At 60.2% G+C, this 24,036-nt stretch carries 24 protein-coding genes; 14 read left to right on the forward strand and 10 right to left on the reverse strand.

The window, feature by feature from the left end; genetic code table 11:
- The first annotated feature begins 30 nt into the window (after positions 1-30).
- Complete coding sequence (locus tag ACOWVD_RS03580) at positions 31-1,161, forward strand: MFS transporter (protein ID WP_164094905.1); 1,131 nt, start codon at positions 31-33, stop codon at positions 1,159-1,161.
- Between the two features lie 154 nt (positions 1,162-1,315).
- On the opposite strand, the gene pspF is transcribed toward ACOWVD_RS03580, so the two are convergent.
- Positions 1,316-2,323, reverse strand: a complete 1,008-nt coding sequence (gene pspF / locus ACOWVD_RS03585; RefSeq protein ID WP_049239784.1) for a phage shock protein operon transcriptional activator — start codon at positions 2,321-2,323, stop codon at positions 1,316-1,318.
- A gap of 184 nt (positions 2,324-2,507) precedes the next feature.
- On the opposite strand from pspF, the gene pspA reads away from it, so the two are divergent.
- From pspA to tyrR, 7 genes are all read left to right on the forward strand, one after another.
- Positions 2,508-3,173: a phage shock protein PspA gene (gene pspA, locus ACOWVD_RS03590; RefSeq protein ID WP_004930555.1), complete on the forward strand. Its 666-nt coding sequence runs from the start codon at positions 2,508-2,510 to the stop codon at positions 3,171-3,173.
- Positions 3,174-3,236: 63 nt separating this feature from the next.
- Complete coding sequence (gene pspB / locus ACOWVD_RS03595) at positions 3,237-3,464, forward strand: envelope stress response membrane protein PspB (protein WP_004930553.1); 228 nt, start codon at positions 3,237-3,239, stop codon at positions 3,462-3,464.
- Positions 3,464-3,823, forward strand: coding sequence for an envelope stress response membrane protein PspC (gene pspC, locus ACOWVD_RS03600; protein WP_015378011.1), 360 nt, complete (start codon positions 3,464-3,466; stop codon positions 3,821-3,823). The genes pspB and pspC overlap by 1 nt, the downstream gene beginning before the upstream one ends.
- A 94-nt stretch (positions 3,824-3,917) precedes the next feature.
- Positions 3,918-4,184: a phage shock protein PspD gene (pspD, locus tag ACOWVD_RS03605; RefSeq protein WP_031299672.1), complete on the forward strand. Its 267-nt coding sequence runs from the start codon at positions 3,918-3,920 to the stop codon at positions 4,182-4,184.
- Entirely contained in the window at positions 4,165-5,562 is a 1,398-nt protein-coding gene (locus tag ACOWVD_RS03610) for a YcjX family protein (protein ID WP_342134675.1), read from the forward strand. The genes pspD and ACOWVD_RS03610 overlap by 20 nt, the downstream gene beginning before the upstream one ends.
- Positions 5,559-6,620 (forward strand): YcjF family protein, encoded by a 1,062-nt coding sequence (locus ACOWVD_RS03615; protein ID WP_015378009.1) that lies wholly within the window; start codon positions 5,559-5,561, stop codon positions 6,618-6,620. Before ACOWVD_RS03610 ends, ACOWVD_RS03615 begins: the two co-directional genes overlap by 4 nt.
- Before the next feature lie 313 nt (positions 6,621-6,933).
- Positions 6,934-8,505: a transcriptional regulator TyrR gene (gene tyrR, locus ACOWVD_RS03620; protein ID WP_049239786.1), complete on the forward strand. Its 1,572-nt coding sequence runs from the start codon at positions 6,934-6,936 to the stop codon at positions 8,503-8,505.
- A 57-nt stretch (positions 8,506-8,562) separates the two neighbouring features.
- Here the strand turns inward: tyrR and tpx are convergent, their stop codons facing one another.
- Complete coding sequence (gene tpx / locus ACOWVD_RS03625; protein ID WP_021503794.1) at positions 8,563-9,066, reverse strand: thiol peroxidase; 504 nt, start codon at positions 9,064-9,066, stop codon at positions 8,563-8,565.
- 225 nt (positions 9,067-9,291) lie between these two features.
- Between tpx and ycjG the strand changes: the two genes are divergently transcribed.
- Complete coding sequence (gene ycjG, locus ACOWVD_RS03630) at positions 9,292-10,266, forward strand: L-Ala-D/L-Glu epimerase (protein ID WP_164094907.1); 975 nt, start codon at positions 9,292-9,294, stop codon at positions 10,264-10,266.
- A 3-nt stretch (positions 10,267-10,269) separates the two neighbouring features.
- Here the strand turns inward: ycjG and mpaA are convergent, their stop codons facing one another.
- On the reverse strand, positions 10,270-10,977 hold the full coding sequence (gene mpaA / locus ACOWVD_RS03635) for a murein tripeptide amidase MpaA (protein ID WP_004930517.1): 708 nt from the start codon (positions 10,975-10,977) through the stop codon (positions 10,270-10,272).
- A 206-nt stretch (positions 10,978-11,183) separates the two neighbouring features.
- On the opposite strand from mpaA, the gene ACOWVD_RS03640 reads away from it, so the two are divergent.
- Entirely contained in the window at positions 11,184-11,534 is a 351-nt protein-coding gene (locus ACOWVD_RS03640; RefSeq protein WP_015378006.1) for a hypothetical protein, read from the forward strand.
- A 173-nt stretch (positions 11,535-11,707) separates the two neighbouring features.
- A complete protein-coding gene (locus ACOWVD_RS03645) occupies positions 11,708-13,327 on the forward strand; it encodes a peptide ABC transporter substrate-binding protein (RefSeq protein ID WP_421105451.1) in 1,620 nt (539 codons plus the stop codon).
- A gap of 160 nt (positions 13,328-13,487) precedes the next feature.
- Here the strand turns inward: ACOWVD_RS03645 and ACOWVD_RS03650 are convergent, their stop codons facing one another.
- From ACOWVD_RS03650 to ACOWVD_RS03660, 3 genes are all read right to left on the reverse strand, one after another.
- Positions 13,488-13,736: a hypothetical protein gene (locus ACOWVD_RS03650; RefSeq protein WP_004930507.1), complete on the reverse strand. Its 249-nt coding sequence runs from the start codon at positions 13,734-13,736 to the stop codon at positions 13,488-13,490.
- A 194-nt stretch (positions 13,737-13,930) separates the two neighbouring features.
- Positions 13,931-15,022 carry a hypothetical protein gene (locus ACOWVD_RS03655; protein WP_421105452.1) on the reverse strand — a complete coding sequence of 364 codons (1,092 nt, stop codon included), beginning with the start codon at positions 15,020-15,022 and terminating at the stop codon, positions 13,931-13,933.
- Positions 14,974-15,675 carry a hypothetical protein gene (locus ACOWVD_RS03660; protein WP_076741190.1) on the reverse strand — a complete coding sequence of 234 codons (702 nt, stop codon included), beginning with the start codon at positions 15,673-15,675 and terminating at the stop codon, positions 14,974-14,976. Before ACOWVD_RS03660 ends, ACOWVD_RS03655 begins: the two co-directional genes overlap by 49 nt.
- Before the next feature lie 154 nt (positions 15,676-15,829).
- Here ACOWVD_RS03660 and zntB point away from each other — a divergent pair, with 154 nt between their 5' ends.
- The gene (zntB, locus tag ACOWVD_RS03665; protein WP_049239790.1) at positions 15,830-16,813 is read left to right on the forward strand and encodes a zinc transporter ZntB; all 984 of its coding nucleotides are present in this window, start codon (positions 15,830-15,832) and stop codon (positions 16,811-16,813) included.
- Positions 16,814-17,030: 217 nt separating this feature from the next.
- Here zntB and ACOWVD_RS03670 read toward each other — a convergent pair whose 3' ends face one another.
- From ACOWVD_RS03670 to nifJ, 3 genes are all read right to left on the reverse strand, one after another.
- Positions 17,031-17,429: a VOC family protein gene (locus tag ACOWVD_RS03670; RefSeq protein WP_004930496.1), complete on the reverse strand. Its 399-nt coding sequence runs from the start codon at positions 17,427-17,429 to the stop codon at positions 17,031-17,033.
- 146 nt (positions 17,430-17,575) lie between these two features.
- Positions 17,576-18,514, reverse strand: a complete 939-nt coding sequence (gene ttcA, locus ACOWVD_RS03675) for a tRNA 2-thiocytidine(32) synthetase TtcA (protein WP_049239791.1) — start codon at positions 18,512-18,514, stop codon at positions 17,576-17,578.
- Between the two features lie 229 nt (positions 18,515-18,743).
- On the reverse strand, positions 18,744-22,277 hold the full coding sequence (nifJ, locus tag ACOWVD_RS03680; RefSeq protein WP_421105453.1) for a pyruvate:ferredoxin (flavodoxin) oxidoreductase: 3,534 nt from the start codon (positions 22,275-22,277) through the stop codon (positions 18,744-18,746).
- Between the two features lie 238 nt (positions 22,278-22,515).
- Here nifJ and ssmE point away from each other — a divergent pair, with 238 nt between their 5' ends.
- Together ssmE and ACOWVD_RS03690 are read left to right on the forward strand one after the other, a co-directional pair.
- On the forward strand, positions 22,516-22,848 hold the full coding sequence (gene ssmE / locus ACOWVD_RS03685) for a multidrug efflux SMR transporter SsmE (RefSeq protein ID WP_004930487.1): 333 nt from the start codon (positions 22,516-22,518) through the stop codon (positions 22,846-22,848).
- A 477-nt stretch (positions 22,849-23,325) separates the two neighbouring features.
- Positions 23,326-23,580, forward strand: a complete 255-nt coding sequence (locus ACOWVD_RS03690; protein WP_004930482.1) for a DUF333 domain-containing protein — start codon at positions 23,326-23,328, stop codon at positions 23,578-23,580.
- A gap of 24 nt (positions 23,581-23,604) precedes the next feature.
- Here ACOWVD_RS03690 and hslJ read toward each other — a convergent pair whose 3' ends face one another.
- Positions 23,605-24,033, reverse strand: a complete 429-nt coding sequence (gene hslJ / locus ACOWVD_RS03695) for a heat shock protein HslJ (protein WP_004930479.1) — start codon at positions 24,031-24,033, stop codon at positions 23,605-23,607.
- Positions 24,034-24,036: the final 3 nt, after the last annotated feature.

The following is a 24,036-nucleotide window of genomic DNA, read 5'->3' on the forward strand; positions in this document are numbered from 1 at the left end:
CCAGACCGCTAATCGGATAAGGGGGCGCTTATGATGTCGATGATGAAAGAAAAAAACCTGGCGATATCCAGCATGTTTTTCATGCTGGGGCTGTGTTTCGGCAGTTTGAGTTCAAGGATGGCGACGATCAAGGGAGGGCTTGCGTTGTCTGACGGCGTATTCGGCACCGTCCTGTTCGCCATGTCGGCCGGCGTGGTCGTGTCGCTGCCGATATCGGGATGGGCGATCGCCAAACTCGGCAGCAGGGTGGTCGGCGTTGCGGCTATTCTGATCAACGCCACGCTTTTGCTTCTGGTGCCCTTCGCCGCGACGGTCCCTCAACTGGCGGCGTTGCTGTTTTTCTCCGGGTTCGCTTACAGCGCGGTCAATGTCTCGAACAACATGCAGGCCAGTATCGCCGAGGCGGTCAGCGGTAAAACGAGGTTGCCGTTCTTTCACGGTATATGGGGCGTGGCGGGGTTCGTCGGCGCAGGGATCGGGGCGTTAATGATCGGTCGGGGTGTCGCCTTGCCGCTGCACTTTGCGGGCATAGCGGCGGTGGCTCTGATGTCCGCCTTGTTGTGTCGGCGGGCATTGTTCGACAAACCGGAGCTGGAACAGACTGGGCGCGTTTTCGCCATCCCGGACCGTTCTCTGTTCAACTATGGTCTGATCGTTTTTTGCTCGATGGCTTGTGAGGGCATCATGTATGACTGGAGCGTCGTTTATTTTCAGGACGTCGTCTCGGTCGATCGAAAATACATCGGCCTGGGTTTTACGGTATTTATGGCTGCCATGACGATCGGCCGGCTCATGTTGAACCGGTTCGTGGATCGGATCGGAGTGAGAAGAACGTTGCAGTGGGGTGGGATGCTGGCGTTCACCGGCATGACGCTAACGACCTGGTTACCGGGTTTAGTGATGTCGATAATCGGTTTTTTTCTGGTCGGCCTTGGCATTTGCGCCATTATTCCGCTGGTTGCGGGGGCGGCCGCAAGGTCTTCTTCCATGGCGCCAAGCGCCGCCATCGCGGCGGTGCTGACCATCGGCTTTCTGGGTACGCTGATCGGGCCGCCGTTAATCGGGTTCTTATCCGAAACTGTCGGTCTGCGCTATGCCTTTCTGGTCTGCGTCGCGTTGTCGCTCGGCGTCATTTACCGGTCAGGAAAAATACCGCAGTGATCTTGCAAAAAGGTGATTCATCGGCGGGCTATCCGCAGATAGAAGTGACCGTCGGGAAAGGCCGACATCTCCAGGCGGCCGTTCTCAGGCCACATCTCTTAACCTGGGCTAATAGCTGACGGCCGGGAAAGACCGGCACCCAATCCCCGCGTTGCTAATCCTCGTCTTGCTCGCCGTTTTGCAGCAGCGCATGTTTTTTCAGCATGCCGCGTAGCTGATGGTAGGTGAGCCCCAGCAACTGCGCCGCCTTGCGCTGGTTGAATCGCCCTTGCTGCAGCGCTGCCTCGATCAGCGCCTTCTCTTGCTCCAACTGCCAGTTTTTCAGCTCGAGCGGCAGCGACGGCAACACGCCGGCGCCTTCAGGGGCGGGCGCAAGCGGCGTGGCCTCGCGTGGTGCAAACGGGTTGATGACGATCTCATCCAGCGGGTTGTCGCTGTCGCCGTGACGATAGACCGAACGTTCCACCACGTTTTTCAGTTCGCGCACGTTGCCCGGCCAGCCGTAGTTGAGCAACGTCTGCCTGGCGCGTTCGGTAAAGCCGGGAAACAGCGGCAGTGCCAGCTCACGGCACATTTGAATGGCGAAGTGCTCGGCCAGCAGCATGATATCGGGCCGGCGTTGCCGCAGCGGCGGCAACTGCACCACGTCGAACGCCAGCCGATCCAGCAGGTCGGCACGGAACTTGCCCGCCGCCGCCAGCGCCGGCAGATCGTCGTTGGTGGCGCACACCAGGCGCACATCCACCCGCAGCGGCTGGCTGCCGCCCACGCGTTCCAGCTGGCCGTATTCGATCACCCGCAGCAATTTCTCCTGCACCAGCATCGGCGCGGTCGCCAGCTCATCGAGGAACAGCGTGCCGCCGTCGGCGCGCTCGAAGCGGCCCAGATGACGTTTCTGCGCGCCGGTAAAGGCGCCGGCCTCGTGGCCGAACAGCTCGGAGTCCAGTAGGTTTTCATTCAGCGCCGCACAGTTGAGCGAGATGAACGGCCCTTGCCAACGGTTGGAGAGGTAGTGCAGACGATGGGCGATCAGCTCTTTGCCGGTGCCGCGCTCGCCGATCACCAGCACCGGTTTGTTCAGCTTTGCCACCTGGGAGACTTGCTCCAATACTTCGACAAAGGCATTTGCTTCGCCCAACAAATTTTCTGGCTGTTCGTTCATGATGAAATTCGCCAATGTTTGGTGAAAATAATCACTCTACAGCAAGCGCGCAGAGAGTCAAAAATAAAGAGTTGTTGTTTTTCAATAATATAAAAGTTGGCACGGGTTTTGATTATCTCTTTGGGCAAGCTGTACGACTTAACGCGGCGCTTCAGACGCCATCAGAACCAAGAGGAAGTGAATTATGGGTATTTTTTCTCGTTTTGCCGACATCGTGAACGCCAACATCAACACCCTGCTGGACAAGGCGGAAGATCCGCAGAAGCTGGTGCGGTTGATGATCCAAGAGATGGAAGACACGCTGGTTGAAGTCCGTTCTACGTCGGCGCGCGCGCTGGCGGAGAAAAAGCAGTTGCTGCGTCGCATCGAGCAGGGCGAAAGCCAGGTAAGCGACTGGCAGGAAAAAGCCGAGCTGGCGCTGCGCAAAGATAAAGAAGACTTGGCCCGCGCGGCGCTGATCGAAAAACAAAAGGTTGCCGACCTGATCGCCACGCTGACGCAGGAGGTGGCGACCGTAGAAGAAACGCTGGCGCGCATGAAGAGCGAAATCGGCGAGCTGGAAAACAAGCTGACCGAAACCCGCGCGCGGCAGCAGGCGCTGGCGCTGCGCCATCAGGCCGCGTCTTCTTCCCGTGAAGTGCGTCGCCAGCTCGACAGCGGTAAGCTGGACGAGGCGATGGCGCGTTTCGAACAGTTCGAACGCCGCATCGACCACATGGAAGCCGAAGCGGAAAGCATCAGCATCGGTAAAAAGAAGTCGCTGGACCAGGAGTTTGCCGAGCTGAAAGCCGACGACGCCATCAGTGAGCAGCTGGCGGCGCTGAAAGCCAAGATGAACCGCTCAGAGTAAGGCGAACCGCGGCCACACGCCGGAGGTGGCCGCCAATCCAGGACCCGATAAGAAGGAATAACAATGAGTGCTTTATTACTTGCCATTCCGCTGACAATTTTCGTGCTGTTTGTCGCGCCGATTTGGCTTTGGCTGCATTACAGCAATCGGCAACAGACTGGCATCCAGCTGAGTCAGCAAGAAATGCAGCGCCTGGCGCAGCTGGCGGAAGACGCCAAACGCATGCGTGAACGCATTCAGGCGCTGGAAGAGATCCTTGATGCGGAACACCCGAACTGGAGACAGTCCTGATGAGTAATACGCTGGGCAGTAAAAAGCTTTATCGCGTACCCGAAGAAGGCATGGTGAAAGGCGTCTGCGCCGGTTTGGCCCACTATTTCGACGTGCCGGTGCGCCTGATCCGCGTGATGGTGGTGCTGTCGCTGTTCTTTGGGCTGTTCTTCTTCACGCTGGTGGCCTATATCGCGCTGGTGTTCGTGTTGGACGAGGCGCCGGCCAGCCGCTTCGAAGGCGAGCATCAGAAGACGCCGCGCCAGCTGCTCGATCAGCTGGAGTATGAGCTGGGCAGCGGCGAGCAGCAGCTGCGTCAGGTCGAGCGTTACGTGACGTCCGACACCTTCGGCGTACAGAGCCGTTTCCGCAAGCTGTAACCCTTCTTGCGAGACCCGGCCTGCGCAGGCCGGGCATCTTCGCCGCCGTTATCCCGTGAATAACCTTAATCGTCTTGTGCCGGAGGGCATTGTCATGAATAAAATCGATGTCGCGAACACCGCCAGAACGGGTGGATTTAAACGAGGAGCGGCGGCAATGTTGAAGACATTGGCTAAAGTCATCATCATAGCGTTATTGAACTATGGCCCGGCGGGCGCTGCCGGCTGGCTGTTGAAAACCGTCGGCCGCAAACCGGTGCGCTTCGTGCTGGCGCTGGTGCTGGAACCGCTGTTCCGTAAAGGCCTGAACAAGGCTTTCGGGCGTTACGTCAAGGAGAGCAATGAAACGACTGCAAAATGAGTTAACCTCGCTGGTCAACCGCGGAATGGATCGCCATCTGCGCCTGGCGGTGACCGGCCTGAGCCGCAGCGGCAAAACCGCCTTTATCACCGCTTTCGTTAACCAACTGCTGCATGTGCACAGCGGCGCGCGCATGCCGCTGTTTTCACCGGTGCGCGAAGAACGCCTGTTGGGCGTTAAACGCATCCCGCAGCGCGATCTCGGCATCCAGCGTTTCACCTATGACGAAGGGCTGGCGCAACTGTACGGCACGCCGCCGGCCTGGCCGACGCCGACGCGCGGCGTCAGCGAAATTCGTCTGGCGTTGCGCTACCGCTCCAACGACTCGCTGCTGCGCCACTTCAAAGACACCTCAACGCTGTACCTGGAGATCGTCGACTATCCCGGCGAATGGTTGCTGGATCTGCCGATGCTCGAACAGGATTACCTGGCCTGGTCGCGCCAGATGACCGGGCTGCTGCAGGGCGAACGCGCCGAATGGGCTAAGCCCTGGCTTGAGCTGTGCAAAACCTGCGATCCGCTGGCGCCGGCCGACGAAAACCGGCTGGCGGTGATCGCCCAGGCCTACACCGATTATCTGTTGCGTTGCAAGAGCGAAGGGCTGCACTTCATTCAGCCGGGGCGTTTCGTGCTGCCGGGCGACATGGCCGGCGCGCCGGCGCTGCAGTTTTTCCCGTGGCCTGACGTGGCCGCGATCGGCGAGTCGAAGCTGGCGCAGGCCGACAAACACACCAACATCGGCATGTTGCGCGCTCGCTTCAATTACTACTGCCAGTCGATCGTCAAGAACTTCTACAAAGAGCATTTCGTCCGTTTCGATCGGCAAATCGTGCTGGTCGACTGCCTGCAGCCGCTCAACAGCGGCCCGCAGGCGTTCAACGACATGCGTCTGGCGTTGACCCAACTGATGCAGAGCTTCCATTACGGCAAGCGCACGCTGTTTCGCCGCTTGTTCTCGCCGACCATCGACAAACTGATGTTCGCCGCCACCAAAGCGGACCATATCACTGCCGATCAGCACGCCAATCTGGTGTCCTTGCTGCAACAGCTGGTGCAAGAGGCGTGGCAGAATGCGGCGTTCGAAGGCATCAGCATGGATTGCGTCGGCCTGGCCTCGGTGCAGGCGACCGAGAGCGGCATCGTCGATCATCAGGGGCAGCGTATCCCGGCGCTGAAGGGCAACCGCCTCAGCGACGGCGCGCCGCTGACGGTGTTCCCTGGCGAAGTGCCCGCCCGCCTGCCGGGGCCGGCGTTCTGGCAGAGCCAGGGGTTCCACTTCGATGAATTTCGCCCGCGCGCCATGAGCGTGGACAGCCCGTTGCCGCATATCCGTCTGGATGCGGTAATGGAGTTTTTATTGGGAGATAAATTGCGATGAGCGAGCCGATCAAACCGCGTATCGACTTTGACGAGCCGCTGCAGCCGCCGCAGGAACCGGCGTTGCGCGCCGGCGTCGCTTTCGACGCCGAGCAGGCGGAGAGCTTCTTTCCGGCGGCGCCGGAGCTGCAGCAGGAGGAGGAAGAAGGGCGCGCCGAAGGCATCATTAACGCCGCGCTGAAACCTAAACGCAGCCTGTGGCGCAAAATGGTGACCGCCGGGCTGGCGCTGTTCGGCGTCAGCGTGGTGGCGCAGGGCGTGCAGTGGGTGCATACCGCCTGGGTGCAGCAGGACTGGATCGCCATGGGCGGCGGCGTGGCCGGCGGCCTGATCGTGTTCGCTGGCGTCGGTTCGGTGGTCACTGAGTGGCGGCGTTTGTATCGGCTGCGCCAGCGCGCGGAAGAGCGCGACGTGGCGCGCGAGCTGTTGCACAGCCACGGGCTGGGGCAAGGGCGCGAATTCTGCGAGAAGCTGGCGCGCCAGGCCGGGCTGGATCAGGGGCATCCGGCGCTGCAGCGCTGGCAGGCCTCGCTGCATGAAACGCAAAACGATCGTGAAGTGGTGGAGCTGTACGCCAAACTGGTGCAGCCGGTGCTCGACAATCAGGCGCGGCGCGAAATCAGCCGCTCCGCCGCCGAATCGACGCTGATGATTGCCGTCAGCCCGTTGGCGCTGGTGGATATGGCGTTTATCGCCTGGCGCAACATCCGTTTGATTAACCGCATCGCCGCGCTGTACGGCATCGAACTGGGTTACTTCAGCCGCATTCGTCTGTTTCGGCTGGTGCTGCTCAATATCGCTTTCGCCGGCGCTTCCGAGCTGGTGCGCGAAGTGGGGATGGACTGGATGTCGCAGGATCTGGCGGCGCGGCTGTCGGCGCGCGCGGCGCAGGGCATTGGCGCCGGGCTGTTGACCGCGCGGCTGGGCATCAAGGCGATGGAACTGTGCCGCCCGCTGCCGTGGCTGGAAGGGGAAAAACCGAAGCTCGGCGATTTCCGCAGCCAGCTGATTGGCCAGTTGAAAGATACGCTGAAAAAGGGCGACGGCAAGGCCAAATAACCCCGCGACGGCGCTCTCAGGAGCGCCGTTTTCTGAGCGGTGCCGACGCCGGACGTAATCGAGACTTGACGACAGTCGATCCCCCTGTGATTGCGTGATAAATCTCTGCAAAATTAATTATGGTTGTGATAACTCTCTGTTTGTAGGCTAAAATGACGCCGATGCTGTTATTCACTTGCGTTTAAAATCAGCAACCACGGCAATAAATCAGAGTTCTGTCAACTTTTGCTGACAGATCGCTTCTACCGCCCGGTGCGAGGGAGTATCATCATCGCTAACGATCCCCGCACTTGCAGAGATAAGGCCAACACTGATGCGTTTGGAAGTATTTTGCGAAGACCGCCTCGGTCTCACTCGAGAATTACTCGATCTTTTGGTATCGCGCAGCATTGACTTACGTGGCATCGAGATCGATCCCATCGGCCGCATTTACCTCAATTTCTCCCAGCTGGAGTTCGATACTTTCCGCGCGTTGATGGCGGAGATCCGCCGCATCGCCGGCGTAACCGACGTGCGCACCGTCAGCTTTATGCCTTCCGAACGCGAGCATCGCGCGCTGCGTGCGCTGCTGGAGTCGATGCCGGAGCCGGTGTTCTCTATCGACATGAAGGGCAAGGTCGAGCTGGCCAACCCGGCGGCGCTGGCGCTGTTCAGCCTGAGCGAAGACAAGATCCGCAACCAGACCGCCGGGGCGCTGATCGGCGGCTATAACTTCAGCCGCTGGCTGGAGAGCGAGCATACGGCGCCGCACTCAGAACGGGTGGTGATCCGCAGCCAGGACTTCCTGATGGACATTACGCCTATCTATCTGGAGGACGAACAGCAACAGCCGGCCGCGGTTGGCGCGGTGGTGATGTTGAAGTCCACCGCGCGCATGGGCCGCCAACTGCAAAATCTGTCGGTGAACGACGATACCGAATTCGACCACATCGTCGCGGTGAGCGCCAAGATGCGTCACGTGCTGGAGCAGGCGCGCAAGCTGGCGATGCTCGATGCGCCGCTGCTGATCGTGGGCGATACCGGCACCGGCAAGGATATTCTGGCCCGCGCCTGCCACCTGCGCAGCCCGCGCGGCAAGCAGCCGTTCCTGGCGCTGAACTGCGCCGCGCTGCCGGATGACGTGGTGGAGAGCGAGCTGTTCGGCCATGCGCCGGGCGCTTATCCCAACGCGCTGGAAGGCAAAAAGGGCTTCTTCGAGCAGGCCAACGGCGGTTCGGTGCTGCTGGATGAGATCGGCGAAATGTCGCCGCGCATGCAGACCAAACTGTTGCGTTTTCTCAATGACGGCACGTTCCGCCGGGTCGGCGAAGAGCATGAGGTGCACGTCGACGTGCGCGTGATCTGCGCCACCCAGAAGAACCTGACCGAGCTGGTGCAGCGCGGCGAATTCCGCGAAGACCTCTATTATCGCCTCAACGTGCTGACCATCACCATCCCGCCGCTGCGCGAACGTCCGCAGGACATCATGCCGCTGACCGAGCTGTTCGTGGCGCGCTTCGCCGATGAGCAGGGCGTGGCGCGGCCCAAGCTGGCGAACGATCTGGGCGGCTTCCTCAGCAAATACGGCTGGCCGGGCAACGTGCGCCAGCTGAAAAACGCCATCTACCGCGCGCTGACGCAAACCGAAGGCTACGAACTGCGGCCGCAGGATATCGTGTTGCCGGAGTTCGAGGTGGAGATGTCGTTGGGCGACGAGGTGCTGGACGGCTCGCTGGACGACATCAGCAAGCGTTTCGAGCGCTCGGTGCTGACGCGCCTGTATCGCACCTATCCCAGCACCCGCAAGCTGGCGAAGCGCCTGGGCGTTTCCCATACCGCCATCGCCAACAAGCTGCGCGAGTATGGCCTGAGCAGCCGTAAAGGCGGCGCCGAGGGCGAAGAATAAGAAAGGCGCCTTGCGGCGCCTTTTGCGTGTTTCCAAAGCCGGCGAACGCCGGCTTTGTTATTTCAGCGCTGCCAGCGCCGCGTCGTAATCCGGCTCGGTGGTGATTTCGTTCACCAGCTCGCTGTACAGCACGTTGTCCTGGCCATCCAGCACCACGACCGCACGCGCGGTCAGGCCCGCCAATGGACCTTCGGCGATTTCAACGCCGTATGCCTGTTTGAACTCGGCGCCGCGCAGGGTGGACAGGGTGATCACGTTGCTCAGGCCTTCCGCGCCGCAGAAACGAGACTGGGCGAACGGCAGATCGGCGGAGATGCACAGTACCACGGTGTTATCCAGGCCGCTGGCCAACTGGTTGAATTTACGCACCGACGTCGCGCAGACGCCGGTATCGATGCTTGGGAAGATGTTCAGGACTTTGCGTTTACCCGCGAAGCTGCTCAGCGCTACGTCTGACAGGTCTTTGGCAACCAGCGAGAAGGCCTTGGCCTGTTCGCCCTGCTGTGGCAGTTTGCCCGCTACGCTGACCGGATTGCCTTGAAAATGTACTGTCTGAGTCATTGCTAGATTCCTTTTACAGGTGTTTATACAAAGGGTATGAACCTGATGGAACGGCGCGCCGACGACGGCTGTTAACATCAGGTTCACACCCTGGCGCCAGTTTATGACAAGCGGGGCGGATTGGATATCAAAGTTTGCTAAATAGTTGTATATATTAGGCTGTTCTATAAAACATCACCGGCGCATCAGCCTGCCTGGATGCGCAGTTTTCGCTCAGGAGCCGTTATGAGAGACATGCGTTTTTACCCGGAAGCCTGGCCGCTGCACACCGCCTTCGTGATCGCGCGCGGCAGCCGCACCGAAGCCCGGGTGGTGGTGGTCGAAATCGAACAGCAGGGCGTGCGCGGCGTCGGCGAATGCACGCCGTATCCGCGCTATGGCGAGAGCGAGGAATCGGTGATGGCGCAGCTGGCTGAGATGGCGCCGGCGATCGCGCAGGGCATCACCCGCGAGCAGCTGCTGACGCAGATGCCGGCGGGCGCGGCCCGCAACGCGCTGGATTCGGCGCTGTGGGATCTGGAGTGTCGTCTCCACGGGCAAAGCCTGTGGCAGCGCAGCGGCGTGACGGCGCCGGCGCAGATCAGCATGGCGCAGACCGTCAGCATCGGCACGCCGGAAGCGATGGCCTTCGCCGCGCGTGAGCTGGAGCGGCAGGGCGCCACGCTGCTGAAGATCAAACTCGACGATCACTATATCAGTGAGCGGCTGGTGGCGATCCGCGCCGCGGTGCCGCAGGCGACGCTGATCGTCGACGCCAATGAATCCTGGCAGGCGGAAGGGCTGGCGGCGCGCTGCCAGCTGCTGGCCGATCTTGGCGTGGCGATGCTGGAGCAGCCGCTGCCGGCCGGTGACGACGCCGCGCTGGAGCACTTTATCCATCCGCTGCCGATCTGCGCCGATGAGAGCTGCCACACCCGTGCCGATCTGCCGCAGCTGGCGCAACGCTATCAGATGGTCAACATCAAACTGGACAAAACCGGCGGCTTGACCGAGGCGCTGGCGCTGGCGCAGGCCGCGCGCGAACAAGGGTTCGCCATCATGCTCGGCTGCATGTTATGTACGTCGCGGGCGATATCCGCCGCCTTGCCGCTGGCGCCGGCGGCGCGCTTCGTCGATCTGGACGGCCCGACCTGGCTGGCGCGAGACGCCGAACCGGGCCTGGCGTTCGAATGCGGGGCGATCGTCGATATCGCCCCGTAGGGATTAATCCGGGTAGGTCAACAGCTCGGTCATGGCGTCGATGTAACGCTCGCTGGCGGCATCGGCGGAGATCGGCGGGAATTCGGCGGTGATGCACGGCAGCGACAGATCCGCGCACCAACTGCCGAACGAACCGGGCGTTTCATAGCCGACGCTGGTCACCAGCGGGAGTTCGAACTTGTGCGACAGCCAAACGCCGAGCCGCGAGCTGGCGGGATCTTCGATGCAGGCCAGCGGCTCATGGAACGACACCACCCAATGCGGCTTCAGGCGATGGATCAGATGACACAGCGCCTGGGTTTCCGGTTCGGAGCCGGGGCGCCCGCCGGTGGAGAGCCTGACGTCGCGCACCGGCGCCGCGCTGTTCCAGCGGTAGACGGTGTCGCCGGAGCGCCAGTTGGCGGCCGGGAAGTTGCGGTTCAGATCGACGCCGTTGGCATTGGCGCGCAGCCCCAGCTGACAGCCGTCGGGGTTGACCGCCAGCACCACGTGGTGGCGCAACTGTTCGGGGGCGATGCTGCGTAGCGCGCAGGACAGAGTTACGATGGCGGCGCTCTCATCGCCGTGGGTGCCGGCGATGATCAGCCCGGTCTGCGGGCCGCTGACCGCCGCCGGGAAATAGAGCAGCGGTGCGCCCAGCAGCGAGCTGCCGTAGTTCTCTCCTGCGATGGCCAACTGGCCACGTTCACTGCGTGGTCGATGTTCGGTCATGGTGTTGTCCCTGAGTTAAAGGCCGAGAGTCATTGTCATTTTATTCAGTGTATTACGCTTTGAGACATCTTTCCCATCGCAATTGTGCGGCGTTTGCGCGATCTGTGATGCGGTAGCGGCGAAAACGCCAATTAAACCGCACCTGGCCTGAGGCTGTTGTTATACTAACGGCAGAGCTAAGCCAATCACCCGCAAGAGGATTTAACATGCCAGTAGCCAGAATCATCGCCAGCTATAGCGAAAATGAAAATGACACCATCACGCTGCTGTGCGGCGTAGACGCTGAAAACCAGATCCGTCAGGGGGAATGGTTCGGCGTGGTGAAAAATGACGACGGGCGCGGGGACGAATCGAACTATCCGTTCACCCTGCATATCGATTACCAGAAAGATGCCTTCTATCTCGACTACGGCTACGACGACGCGGATGCGCGTCAGCTGCAAAAAACCGATATCTCGGCCCGTCCGCTGGCCGAGAAAGGCTTTTTCACCGTGTTCGATGAAGAAGAGGGCGAAGAGTTCAGCTACCGCATCAACAGCATCCACCTGTACGACTGACGGTCGCTGCCGCAATCCCACCCGTGCCGCCCTGCGCCGCACGGGTTTTTTATCGCCTGAATCGCACTTTTTGCAACTTCTCGCCCGTGAGCGCTAGGCCGGACGGATCTTGTGCTATATGATAAAAAATTCAGATGGTTAACGGGGGACAAATCATAATGACGGGAAAAATAATGCAACGGGGTTTTCGTTTGGCGCTCTGCGCGGCGGCGATCGGCGCCTGTATGAGCAGCGCCATGGCGGCGCAGGTTCCCCCGGGCACCGCGCTGGCGGACAAACAGGAAATCGTGCGCCACATTAAAGACGAACCGGCCTCGCTCGATCCGATCAAAGCGGTGGGCTTGCCGGAGGCGCAGCTGGCGCGCGATCTGTTCGAAGGGCTGGTCAATCAGGACGCCAACGGCAAAGTGATCCCCGGCGTCGCCACCCGCTGGCAGACCAGCGACAACCAGACTTATATCTTCCATCTGCGTAAAGACGCGCGCTGGTCAAACGGTGACCCTGTCACTGCTAAGGATTTCGTCTACAGCTGGCAACGGCTGGTAGAGCCGAAAAAACTGTCGCCGTTCGCCTGGTTCGCCCAACTGGCGGGGATCCAGAACGCCGAGCAGATCATCAGCGGCAAGCTGCCGGCCGATCGCTTGGGCGTGTCGGCGCCCGATGACTACACGCTCAAGGTGCAGCTGGATAAGCCGGTGCCGTACTTCGTCAGCCTGACGGCCAATTTCAGCCTGTTCCCGGTGAATAAGGCGGTGGTGGAAAAATACGGCAACGACTGGACCAAGGTCGGCAATCTGGTGGGCAACGGCGCGTTCAAACTGCAGGAGCGGGTGGTGAATGAGAAGCTGGTGCTGACGCCTAACGACCATTACTGGGATCATGCGCGCACCGTGCTGACCAAAGTGACCTTCGTGCCGATCAACCAGGAATCCAACGCCACCAAGCGTTACCTGGCGGGTGACATCGACATCACCGAATCCTTCCCGAAAAACATGTATCAGAAGCTGCTGAAAGACATTCCGGGGCAGGTGTACACCCCGGATCAGCTCGGCACCTATTACTACGCGTTCAACACCCAGCGCGCGCCGACCAACGATGTGCGGGTGCGTCAGGCCTTGTCCTACGCCATCGATCGCAAGATTATCGCGGAAAAAGTGTTGGGCACCGGCGAAAAACCGGCCTACCACTTTACGCCGGACGTGACCGCCGGATTCAAACCGGAAGCGAGCTTGCTGCAACAGCAATCGCAGGCGGAGCTGGACGCGCAGGCCAAAGCGTTGCTGCAGGCGGCCGGTTACGGCCCGAACAACCCGCTGAAGCTGACGCTGCTGTATAACACCTCGGAAAGCCACCAGAAGATCGCCATCGCCGTGGCCTCGATGTGGAAGAAAAAGCTGGGGATTGACGTCAAGTTGCAAAACCAAGAGTGGAAAACTTACATCGACAGCCGCAATACCGGCAATTTCGATGTGATCCGCGCCTCCTGGGTGGGTGACTATAACGAGGCGTCGACCTTCCTGTCGCTGCTGACCTCCACCCACAGCGGCAATATCGCCAAGTTCAAGAATGCGGACTACGACAAGCTGCTGGCGCAGGCGGGGCGGGAAACCAATCCGGCGGCGGTGACCGCCGATTACAACAAGATGGAACAGATCATTGCCGATCAGGCGCCGATCGCGCCGATATATCAATACACCAATGGCCGCCTGATCAAACCGTGGGTAAAAGGCTACCCGATCACCAATCCGGAAGACGTGGCCTATAGCCAAACGATGTATATTATCAAACACTGAGTGGGCTTATTTATCGCCCCCGCGCAATGCGGGGGCGGTATTTTTTCTCGGCGGCGAAACTACGAGGCTAATTAATTTTCCCACGCGATAAACCCCGTTTAATAATAAACAGGGTTGCCATCATCACATTAATATTGTCTATTTCAGAGCGCGGTTACGCTTACAGACAGTCCCGCATGGCGTCCACCACTACGCGGCCGCTCATATCGGTCTGAGTAATGCGGTAGCTGGTGGGATAAGAACGACGGGTACTGAAACGATCGTGGACGGAGACCTTGCCAATCTGCAGGCCGGCGGCGTTTTTCACCACGAACTCACTGATCTCTTCCTGGCCCTGGTTTTGCAAATGAATATTGCTGATTTTTTCCAGCGTATCGCTGGCGTTTATTTTTAAATGGTCGCGTAACATAACTACCTCCTCGTAGTGAGAAAAGTATATGCCCCTAAAATTTGCGCTGAAACAGCTTTGTGTTGATTTATTATTATCATTTTGAATTAAAATTGATAGCAATATGTTAAGTCATAATAATAACGGCATTACCAGCGCTTTATCGGTGATATTGTCTGATTTATCGGCAAGGGTTTATTTCATTGCTGTTATTATTAGTCTGCATTAATGGGAAACAGCGCGTGCCTGGCCGCCGGAGCCGGAAAGACGCAGGCGACGTTGTGCCCACAGCCGGGTACGATCGTTAACCGATGCGGTTTGTCCGGCGCCAGATAACGTCGGTCATAGTCGGCATAGGCCAGGGCGCGCTGCAGCCGATAGGGACCCTGTAGCTGGGCGGCGCAGGACTTGTCGAGTATCCGATAGTAGGCGCCCGGCGCGGTGCCGGTATCATCGGCGGCGGCCAGATAGGTGATATCGGCGGCGGCGTAGAGCCGGCGGGCCGCGTCGGCGGTGCGCTGCAGGTGAGCGGGAAACGTTTCCAGGCCGTATTTCCAGTGGTTGGCCTGTGGACACTGTCCGGCGTCCGGCGTTTGCCAGCGGAAGCGGCAGGTTGTTTCACTGCCGCAGTTTCCCCAGCTTGTGGGCAGAGGGCGCAGGCGATCAAAATAGAGCCAGCTGCCCGGATCGGCGACGACATAGCGCAGACGCACTCCGCTTGGCGGGTTGGCGAAGCCGACATAATGCTGCACGAATTGGGCGCCGGCGGAAAAACCGGCCACGGTGATCGACTGCAGCGACGGCCAACGCCGTTTCAGATCGGCCAGCAGGTTATCCATGGCGTTGAACGAGCCGGTTTTCCCGTCATTATCCAAACCGCCTGCGATCCACGAGCCGCAGCGCCAGAGAGCGTCACCGTCTTGCGGCTGGGGCAGACCGGCGGAATGGCAGCGGGCGGCGAGTTTCACCGGCACCTGGAACAGCGGAGCGACCAGCAAGCTGTTGTCTCCCGCTCCCTGCGCGGCATCGATCGCCGCTTGCAACGTCTTGGCGGCGTCGCGTGGATGCCCGTGCATCACCACCAGCGCGGTACGCGGCTGGGGGGATCGAGCGCGAGCGACAAAATAAGGCAGGGAACCCGCCGCCGTCGGCGCGTGGTAGGGCGTGGCGAGGCGTTCTAACACCGGCTCTGCACGAGCCGATTGGCCGAACAGCAGCAGGGTGGCCATGGCGATGCCGCGCAGACGGCGCAGCCTCGTCAGGTTCGGCGCAGCACCGTGCGCATTTGTCTCAGGACTTCCCGGCATCGTTGTTCCTCACGCGCGCGTTGATAGTAGCGATAAAAGGCGCGTTCCGAACTGAGGTTACCCGCGCGTGCCAACTGCCTGAAGGTCAGGAATGCCAGGCTGAACATAATCATAATAAATAATAGGCCGGGGAACAGCAGCTGCCAGCCGTCGGTGATGCGTGCATTAGGCAGATAGCGGAGTGAATGGGGCGTAATCAATACCCCAAACTGCTGCAGCCCCCATTGAGTCAAAGCGGGGAACAGCACCAGCAGCGTAACGAACACCAAATACAGCAAAAAATAGCGGCAGGAAAGCAGGAAACGTTTGAAAGCGTTATTGGCGCTTGGCCGCAACACGAAGCCAGCGGGCGTGGCGCGCAAGATTTGCTGACGGCCACCGGTGAAGCGATAGCGTTCCAGCGCCGCTACGCTGTCCGGTAACGCCAACAGCAGCTGCAGCGCAGTGAGGCTGGCGCTGCTGTTGCCGATATAGTCGCGAAAGCGCAACAGGCGTATGGGGGCGCTTTGGGGCTTCTCGACGGATTCGAGCAGGTTTAGCAGCTTATCGTGGTTTTCCCGCCGAATGCGGAAGGGCGTTTTGACGAGGGCGAAAAACATCGCGCCAAAGGCGCCTACGGTGGGTACGACGATGTCCAGAAAAGTTTTTAGCATGGCGATCTCCTGCGGTTCTCCGTTCGTTCCTTGCGGCAGAAGTATAGATCACGTTTATGGGACAACGAGAAAACTGGCGTTACAGCTTGGTCTTTGATCTCCAAGGCGTTAACGCTAGACTCAGCAACATAAGCAAGACTGAGGGGATAAATGAATGGATGTGATTGAGGGGAGCGAGCTGCAGGTCGCCGATGCGGTTTACGCCTACCAGCTCGACGGCAAGGGGAGCGTCACGCCGATCGAGCGGGATGACAAGATCACCTGCGACGCGCCGTGCTGGCTGCATCTTGATTACGCGCACCCGGCCAGCGCTGAATGGCTGAGCACCACGCCGCTGCTGCCGGACTCGGTGCGTGAAGCGCTCTCCGGCGAAAGCTCACGGCCGCGCGTCAGCCGCCAGGGCGAAGGCACCATGATCACCCTGCGCAGCATCAACTTTAACGCCAACTCACGGCCGGACCAGTTGGTCACCATTCGCGTGTACATCACCGATAAACTGATTATCTCCACGCGGCACCGCAAGGTGTATTCCATCGATCAGGTGGTGAATGATTTGCAAAGCGGCGCCGGGCCGACCAACAGCGGCAACTGGCTGGTGGAGATTTCCGATGCGTTGACCGATCACACCAGCGAATTTATCGAGGATCTGCACGACAAGATTATCGATCTGGAGGACGCCTTGCTGGAGCAGCAGGTGCCGGAGCGTGGCCAGCTGGCGCTGATCCGTAAACAGCTGATCGTGCTGCGCCGTTACATGGCACCGCAGCGCGACGTCTTCGCGCGGCTGGCCAGCGACCGCCTGCCGTGGATGAGCGATGACGATCGCCGCCGCATGCAGGATATCGCCGATCGCCTGGGACGGGGATTGGACGATCTGGACGGCAGCATCGCGCGCACCGCCATCTTGTCCGACGAAATCACCACGGTGATGGCCGACGCGATGAACCGCCGCACTTACACCATGTCATTGTTGGCGATGGTATTTCTGCCCACCACTTTCCTGACCGGGTTGTTCGGGGTCAACCTTGGCGGTATTCCGGGCGGCGGTAATCCTTTCGGTTTCGCGGCATTTTGCCTGATGCTGGTCGGGTTGGTGCTTGGCGTCGCCTGGTGGCTGAAGCGCAGCCGCTGGCTGTAGGCAAAAATGACGAAAACCCGGTTAACATTGAGCAATATCAACATTTAGCCGGGGTAAATGGGGCATGATCTCTCTCGCAGGTGAATGCAACGTCAAGCGATGGGCGTTGCGCTCCATAATTGTCTTACTTTCTTATTTTTGAATTACTGCATAGCACATTTGATTCGTACAATGCCGGTTTAATCACCGGCATTTTTTTATTCGATTTCTCTCTTCCTCAGGCCGCGCTTTCATCCCAGAAGCTGGCTTCAATCTTGTGCCCATCCAAATCACGGACAAAGCAGCCGTAGTAAGCCTCGCCGTAATGCGGCCGCGAACCGGGCGCGCCTTCATCGACGGCGCCGGCCAGCAGCGCCTGGCGATGGAATTCATCCACCTGTTGCTTACTGGTAGCGAAAAAACCGACGTGCGTGCCATTGCCGGGCGAGGCCGGCCGGCCGTCGATCGGCACCTGCAGCCAAAACTCCGGGTAGTCGCGGCCGTAACCAATGGCGCCGGGATGCTCCAGCACGCGTCGGCAACCCAAAGCGGCCAGCGCACGATCGTAAAAGGCGGCGGCGGCCTCGAAATCGTTGGAGCCCAGCGAGACGTGGGACAGGCAGGGGGTGATGTTCATTGCGCGATCTCCATATGACTGTATAAATAAACAGTATAGGGTAAAAACGGCACTGCCCAGTAAATTTTGCGCAAACTGTGAACAGGATCGAGATCGTCGGGAAAGGGAAATGTCGCCGCTCGCAGGATGGCAAGCGGCGAGGGGGCTTATTTGATTTCCAGCACGTTCAAACGCTCTGGCGCTGGCGCCGCGTCGTCCGCGTCTTCCGGCTGCCAGCCGACCGGCTGCATCGGGATGTCTTCGCGATCGAAGGCCAAATCGCCGCCGTCCACCACCGCGCTGCCGTGGTGAATGCCTTTGAAATCGAACAGGTTGATATCGCTCAGGTGCGAAGGCACCACGTTCTGCATGGCGCTGAACATGGTTTCCAACCGGCCTGGGTAACGCTTGTCCCAGTCGCGCAGCATGTCGCCGATCACCTGGCGCTGCAGATTAGGCTGCGAGCCACACAGATTGCATGGAATGATCGGGAACGCTTTGGCGATCGAGAAACGCTCGATGTCTTTCTCGCGGCAATAGGCCAGCGGGCGGATGACCACGTGTTTGCCGTCGTCGCTCATCAGCTTGGGCGGCATGCCTTTCATCTTGCCGCCGTAGAACATGTTGAGGAACAGCGTCTGCAGAATGTCGTCGCGGTGGTGGCCCAGAGCGATCTTGGTGGCGCCCAGTTCGGTGGCGGTGCGGTACAGAATGCCGCGGCGCAGGCGCGAACACAGCGAACACGTGGTTTTCCCTTCCGGGATCTTGTCTTTAACGATGCTGTAGGTGTTTTCTTCGACGATCTTGTACTCCACCCCCAGGCTTTCCAGATAGGCGGGCAGAATGTGCTCCGGGAAGCCGGGCTGTTTCTGATCGAGGTTCACCGCCACCAGCGAGAAGTTGACTGGCGCGCTTTGCTGCAGATTGCGCAGGATCTCCAGCATGGTGTAGCTGTCTTTGCCGCCGGACAGACAGACCATGATGCGGTCGCCTTCTTCAATCATATTGAAATCGGCGATCGCTTCGCCCACGTTGCGGCGCAGGCGCTTTTGCAATTTGTTCAGGTTGTACTGCTCTTTTTGGCTAACGGATTGCTTTTCTGACATTTAAATCGTGCTCATTCTCAATGGGGGGCACTAGGGGCATGGCGTTATAGACCGCGAGTTTACCATTCAACCGGCCGATTTTGATCATTATTCATCATCCAGCCGCCACGCACCCGACGCGAGGCCTGTATGGTACGGATTGCGCGCCGGAATGCCAGCAGGTTTTGTTGCTGCGATTTACGTCGGCGGTAAAAGAACAGGGCGCGAATCGCTCGCGCCCTGAGGGAGGTTACTCAGCGGCGGACTTTTCCGCCTTGCCGGCCAGCAGGCTGAGGAAATCGTACTTCTCCTTCAGCTCTTTCTCGGCGGCCTGATACAGCGCGCTGGCCACCTCCGGCTGCTGCGCGTTCAGGCGACGGAAACGCTGCTCGTTCAGCAGTGTTTCAGCCAGGCTGCTGTTCGGCGGGCGCGAATCCAGCGCCAATGCGGCCTTGCCCTCGGCGCTGCGGCGCGGATCGAAGCGGTACAGCGGCCAGAAACCGGTGGCGGTCAGCTGTTTCATCTGATCGTGGCTGAGCGCCAGATCGTAGCCGTGCTCTTCGCACGGGCTGTAGGCGATGATCAGCGATGGCCCCGGATAGGCCTCGGCCTCCTGAATCGCTTTCACCGTCTGGTTAAGCTGCGCCCCCAGCGAAATCTGCGCGACGTAGACATGGCCGTACATCATCATACTGACGCCCAGATCCTTGCGCGCCTTGCGCTTGCCGTGCTCGCCGAACTTGGTCACCGCGCCCAGCGGCGTGGCCTTCGACTGCTGGCCGCCGGTATTGGAGTAGCACTGGGTGTCGAGCACCAGCACGTTGACGTTCTCCGTCAGGCTGAGCACGTGATCCAAACCGCCGAAGCCGATGTCGTAGGCCCAGCCGTCACCGCCGATCAGCCAGATCGATTTATCCACCAGGTAGTCGGCGTCCGCCGCCAGCTGGCGCGCATCTTCGCCTTCGAAACTCGCCAACAGCGTGCGCAGTTCGGCGATTTGCTTGCGGCGCGGCTCCGGCGCTACGTCGGCCATCTGCAGGGCGTTGACCAATTGCTCCGGCAGCTGCGGCGCCAGTGCGTTCAGCAGACGCAGCACTCGCGCGCGATGTTGATCGACCGTCAGGCGGAAGCCCAGGCCGAATTCGGCGTTGTCTTCGAACAGCGAGTTGGCCCACGCCGGCCCGCGCCCTTCGGCGTTGGTGGTGTACGGCGTGGTCGGCAGGTTGCCACCGTAGATCGACGAACAGCCGGTGGCGTTGGCGATCAGCAAGCGGTCACCATAGAGCTGGGTCAACAGCTTGATGTACGGCGTTTCGCCGCAGCCTGAGCAGGCGCCGGAGTACTCGAACAGCGGCGTGATCAGCTGCGAGGTGCGAATGTCGATGCGCTCCAGCTGCGCCGGATCGATTTCCGGCAACTGCAGGAAGAAATCATAGTTGTCTTTCTCCGCTGTCAGATTATCGAGGCGCGACGCCATGTTGATGGCCTTGATTTCCGGGTTCTGGCGATCTTTCGCCGGGCAGACCTCGACGCACAGGTTACAGCCGGTGCAATCTTCCGGCGCTACCTGCAGCACGTATTTCTGGCCGCGCATATCGCGCGCTTTCACATCCAGAGACTGCAGAGAGGCGGGGGCGTGTTCCATCTCCGCCGGCTGCACCACCTTGGCGCGAATGGCGGAGTGCGGGCAGGCGGCGACGCAGTGGTTGCACTGGGTGCACAGGTCGGGCTGCCAGATCGGGATCGCTTCGGCGATGTTGCGCTTTTCCCACTGGGTGGTGCCCACCGGCCAGGTGCCGTCCGGCGGGAAGGCGGAAACCGGCAGCGCATCACCCAGCCCGGCCAGCATCGCGGCGGTAACGGTTTTGACGAAGTCCGGCGCGGCGTCCGACACCACCGGCGGGCGCATCGGGCTGCTGGCGTCGACCGGCTGCAGCGGGATCTCGGTCAGCGCGGCGCGGGTGGCGCCCAGCGCCTGCCAGTTGCGCTCGACGATCTCCTGGCCCTTGCTGCTGTAGCTGCGGGCGATGGCGTCCTGCAGCTGTTGCAGCGCCACGTCGTTCGGCAGGATCTGCGTCAGGTGGAAGAACGCCATCTGCATTACGGTGTTGATGCGCGCGCCGAGCCGGCATTCGCGCGCCAGCTTGGCGGCGTTGATGATATAGAAACGCGCCTGGCGTTGGTGCAACAGCGCCTGAACCTCCTGCGGCAGGCGCGACCAGACCTCATCGGCGCCGTAAGGGGTATTGAGCAGGAAGGTGCCGCCGGGCTTCAGGCGTTCGACCATCTGGTACTTATCGATAAACTGCAGTTGGTGGCAGCCGACGAAGTCCGCGTGGCTGACCAGGTAGGCCGAATTGATCGGCTGCTCGCTGACGCGCAGATGCGACACCGTCAGGCCGCCGGCCTTTTTAGAGTCGTAGACGAAATAGCCCTGGGCATACAGCGGCGTGGCGTTGCCGATGATTTTGATGTTGTTCTTGGTGGCCGAGACCGAGCCGTCGCTGCCCAAACCGTAGAACAGCGCCTCCAGCGAAGCGCGCTGCGGCAGGATTTCGTCGCTCAGCGGCAGCGAAAGCCCGGTGACGTCATCGAAGATGCCGACGGTGAAACGCGGGCGCGGCTGCGGCTGCGCCAGCTCGCGGAACACCGCCAGCGCGCAGTCCGGGCCGAACTCTTTCGACGACAGGCCGTAACGGCCGCCGATCACCCGCGGCAGCGTGGCGCGCTCCCCCCGGCTGTAGGCTTCCGCCAGCGCGGTCATCACGTCCAGATACAGCGGCTCGGCCAGCGCGCCCGGCTCTTTGGTGCGATCGAGCACCGCGACGCTGCGCACGCTGTCCGGCAGCGCGCCGAGCAGATGCTGGGCGGAGAACGGCCGGAACAGCCGCACCTTCAGCACGCCGACTTTCTCGCCGCGGGTCAGCAGGGTGTCGATCACTTCTTCGCAGGTGCCGGCGGCGGAACCCATCACCACCACCACGCGTTCGGCCTGCGGGTGGCCGTAATAGTCGAACGGCCGATAGCGGCGGCCGGTGAGGGCGGCGAAGGCTTCCATGGCGTCGATCACGTGTTGGCCGGTGGCGTCATACCATGGGTTGGTGGCTTCGCGCGACTGGAAATAGGTGTCCGGGTTGGCGGAAGTGCCGCGCACCACCGGATGATCCGGCGACAGCGCCCGGCTGCGGTGCGCGTCGATCGCCGCCTGCGGCAGCATCTGCCGCAGCGTATCGTCGCTCAGCGGCACAATCTTGTTGATCTCGTGCGAGGTGCGGAAACCGTCGAAGAAATGGATAAACGGCACGCGCGCGTTGAGGGTGGCGGTCTGCGAGATCAGCGCGAAGTCCTGCGCCTCCTGCACGTTGCCGGCACACAGCATGGCGCAGCCGGTTTGGCGCACCGCCATCACGTCCGAATGGTCGCCGAAAATGGACAGCGCGTGCGTGGCCACGGTGCGCGCGGCGACGTGCAGCACGAACGGCGTCAGCTCGCCGGCCAGTTTGTACAGCGTGGGGATCATCAGCAGCAGACCCTGCGATGAAGTGAACGAGGTCGACAGCGCGCCGGTTTGCAAGGCGCCGTGCACGGTGGCGATCGCGCCGCCTTCCGACTGCATTTCCACCACCTGCGGAATATCGCCCCAGATGTTTTGCCGGCCATCGCCGGACCAGGCATCAGCCTGCTCCGCCATGGTGGAGCTTGGCGTTATAGGGTAGATGGCAATCACTTCGTTGGTGCGATAGGCCACGGAAGCGACTGCATTATTACCATCTGTAGTTATCATCGGCGTTACCTTTTCATTGCTCACAAAGCCGCGAAAGCGCACTTTCGCAGTAATGGAAAAAAGTCTAACAGAGGGGGCGAACGCGGCTTTATCGCGTTTGTGTGGCGGGTGATAAATCGTCAAAGGCATATTTCCTCGCCGATTAGGGGCCGGCGGCAATAAATTGTTTTCACCGTTTAAAGACAATTTATTTCCGGCGCGTCATAATTGCGCATCGGCAAATTGACAGAAGAAAACCATGAGCGCATTTATGTATTTGACGATGGCGATAGTCGCGGAAGTGATCGCCACCACCATGTTGAAAGCCTCTGAGGGCTTTACCCGCCTGTGGCCGTCGCTGCTGGTGGTGCTGGGTTACGGCGTGGCGTTTTGGGGGCTGTCGATGGTGGTCAAGAGCATGCCGCTGGGCATCGTGTATGCGATTTGGTCGGGCATGGGGATTGTGCTGGTGTCGGTCGCCGCGGTGTTCGTTTATCAGCAAAAATTGGATTGGCCGGCGATCGTCGGCATGGGATTAATTATTGCCGGCGTGCTGGTGATTAATTTACTGTCGAAAGCCTCGGTGCACTGAGTGTTATTTTGATGTAAAAAAAGCCGGCGTGACAGCAAGTCGCGCCGGTTGAAGAATTCAGTCATCATTCACTGAAAATAGTGGAATGCTAATTACTTAGCGCCGCCAGCATAGACACAAATATCGTTCTCTCCGGTAGCAAAAAATGCGCCGCTGCGATGAAAGCACACGAAGATAATTAATACCGCTGTCGCGGGAAAAACTTCCTCGATGGCCGCGGTGACGTTATCACTTTTTTGCGTGCGGCCAGCGCCTGACAGCGAGTGGCGCCGTCACGGAAATATTCTGCAAACAAAATAAATGTTCGGCCGGCGCAAAAAAACGACAAATAATGGCTGGAATATATTTTCATTATTTATATATCGAGCTAGATTAAACAAGTTTGCATCAAAGATAGCGAAACGTGTCCGCCAAGTGACGCGCGTTATCAGCAATGGCGATTTTACACAGCGCAGTTCCGGGTTCAGGAGTGGGATAATGACGACATCAAAATGGCTGCTTGCCAGCGCCGTGCTGCTTTTAGCCGCCTGCAGCAGCAATAACGAAGAGCCAGTACAGCAGGGCAACAGTGCCAGAATCAATACGTTGCAGACCAGCGCCGGTTGCGCGGCGGTCGGCGGCGTTACCACCATCGCGCACAACTTGAACGGTGAAGCGCTGCGCATGTGCCAGATGCCGAACGGCAAGCAGTGCGAAGAACGTACGCTGGCCCTGGGCAGCTGCGCCGGGTAAGCCCGCGGCGCCTGGCCTGCAGGATCAATACACCCAATCGCGCAGGGTATAAATAAGCGTGTGGCCGCTGCCGGTGAGCGTCAGCTGCTGTGCGTTTAGCGTCACTTCGGCGCCGTTTTCCAGCACGGTGCCAATCACCCGATCCCAGCGGTTGCGCGGCTCATCAGGGCACAGCTTGCGCGTGGTGGCCAGCGATTTCACCGTCAGCACGCCGTCGCGTAATTGCCCCTGGCCGAAAAAGCGGTTGCACATCGTGCCGGAGACATGCAGGTTCTCGCCGAACTCCAGATTGAGCAGGCCGCCGCCCGCCGGTGATTTTGCCGTTTCGCCATCCACGCTTTGCAACACGAAGTTGTGATGCAACAGATCGCCTGGCGTGACGGCCGTGTGTGGTTTCATGCTGCACCCCGCTAAGGCCAGCGCCGCAAGGGCGGCTACCGTGGTTTTTCTCATCGC

Origin of the sequence: Serratia sp. SA088 (assembly GCF_049065515.1) — a bacterium.
GTDB lineage: Bacteria > Pseudomonadota > Gammaproteobacteria > Enterobacterales > Enterobacteriaceae > Serratia > Serratia nematodiphila.

What these genes read in the sequence shown, in the direction of transcription:
- nifJ (WP_421105453.1), bottom strand. Translation starts at nt 22,277, where the DNA reads ATGATAACTACAGATGGTAATAATGCAGTCGCTTCCGTGGCCTATCGC.
- tyrR (WP_049239786.1), top strand. Translation starts at nt 6,934, where the DNA reads ATGCGTTTGGAAGTATTTTGCGAAGACCGCCTCGGTCTCACTCGAGAA.
- ACOWVD_RS03670 (WP_004930496.1), bottom strand. Translation starts at nt 17,429, where the DNA reads ATGAACATCACCCCCTGCCTGTCCCACGTCTCGCTGGGCTCCAACGAT.
- pspF (WP_049239784.1), bottom strand. Translation starts at nt 2,323, where the DNA reads ATGAACGAACAGCCAGAAAATTTGTTGGGCGAAGCAAATGCCTTTGTC.
- ACOWVD_RS03650 (WP_004930507.1), bottom strand. Translation starts at nt 13,736, where the DNA reads ATGTTACGCGACCATTTAAAAATAAACGCCAGCGATACGCTGGAAAAA.
- ACOWVD_RS03640 (WP_015378006.1), top strand. Translation starts at nt 11,184, where the DNA reads ATGCCAGTAGCCAGAATCATCGCCAGCTATAGCGAAAATGAAAATGAC.
- ACOWVD_RS03610 (WP_342134675.1), top strand. Translation starts at nt 4,165, where the DNA reads ATGAAACGACTGCAAAATGAGTTAACCTCGCTGGTCAACCGCGGAATG.
- pspD (WP_031299672.1), top strand. Translation starts at nt 3,918, where the DNA reads ATGAATAAAATCGATGTCGCGAACACCGCCAGAACGGGTGGATTTAAA.
- ttcA (WP_049239791.1), bottom strand. Translation starts at nt 18,514, where the DNA reads ATGTCAGAAAAGCAATCCGTTAGCCAAAAAGAGCAGTACAACCTGAAC.
- ACOWVD_RS03660 (WP_076741190.1), bottom strand. Translation starts at nt 15,675, where the DNA reads ATGCTAAAAACTTTTCTGGACATCGTCGTACCCACCGTAGGCGCCTTT.
- ACOWVD_RS03615 (WP_015378009.1), top strand. Translation starts at nt 5,559, where the DNA reads ATGAGCGAGCCGATCAAACCGCGTATCGACTTTGACGAGCCGCTGCAG.
- zntB (WP_049239790.1), top strand. Translation starts at nt 15,830, where the DNA reads ATGGATGTGATTGAGGGGAGCGAGCTGCAGGTCGCCGATGCGGTTTAC.
- pspA (WP_004930555.1), top strand. Translation starts at nt 2,508, where the DNA reads ATGGGTATTTTTTCTCGTTTTGCCGACATCGTGAACGCCAACATCAAC.
- ssmE (WP_004930487.1), top strand. Translation starts at nt 22,516, where the DNA reads ATGAGCGCATTTATGTATTTGACGATGGCGATAGTCGCGGAAGTGATC.
- pspB (WP_004930553.1), top strand. Translation starts at nt 3,237, where the DNA reads ATGAGTGCTTTATTACTTGCCATTCCGCTGACAATTTTCGTGCTGTTT.
- ACOWVD_RS03580 (WP_164094905.1), top strand. Translation starts at nt 31, where the DNA reads ATGATGTCGATGATGAAAGAAAAAAACCTGGCGATATCCAGCATGTTT.
- ACOWVD_RS03645 (WP_421105451.1), top strand. Translation starts at nt 11,708, where the DNA reads ATGCAACGGGGTTTTCGTTTGGCGCTCTGCGCGGCGGCGATCGGCGCC.
- tpx (WP_021503794.1), bottom strand. Translation starts at nt 9,066, where the DNA reads ATGACTCAGACAGTACATTTTCAAGGCAATCCGGTCAGCGTAGCGGGC.
- ACOWVD_RS03690 (WP_004930482.1), top strand. Translation starts at nt 23,326, where the DNA reads ATGACGACATCAAAATGGCTGCTTGCCAGCGCCGTGCTGCTTTTAGCC.
- pspC (WP_015378011.1), top strand. Translation starts at nt 3,464, where the DNA reads ATGAGTAATACGCTGGGCAGTAAAAAGCTTTATCGCGTACCCGAAGAA.
- ACOWVD_RS03655 (WP_421105452.1), bottom strand. Translation starts at nt 15,022, where the DNA reads ATGCCGGGAAGTCCTGAGACAAATGCGCACGGTGCTGCGCCGAACCTG.
- hslJ (WP_004930479.1), bottom strand. Translation starts at nt 24,033, where the DNA reads ATGAGAAAAACCACGGTAGCCGCCCTTGCGGCGCTGGCCTTAGCGGGG.
- ycjG (WP_164094907.1), top strand. Translation starts at nt 9,292, where the DNA reads ATGAGAGACATGCGTTTTTACCCGGAAGCCTGGCCGCTGCACACCGCC.
- mpaA (WP_004930517.1), bottom strand. Translation starts at nt 10,977, where the DNA reads ATGACCGAACATCGACCACGCAGTGAACGTGGCCAGTTGGCCATCGCA.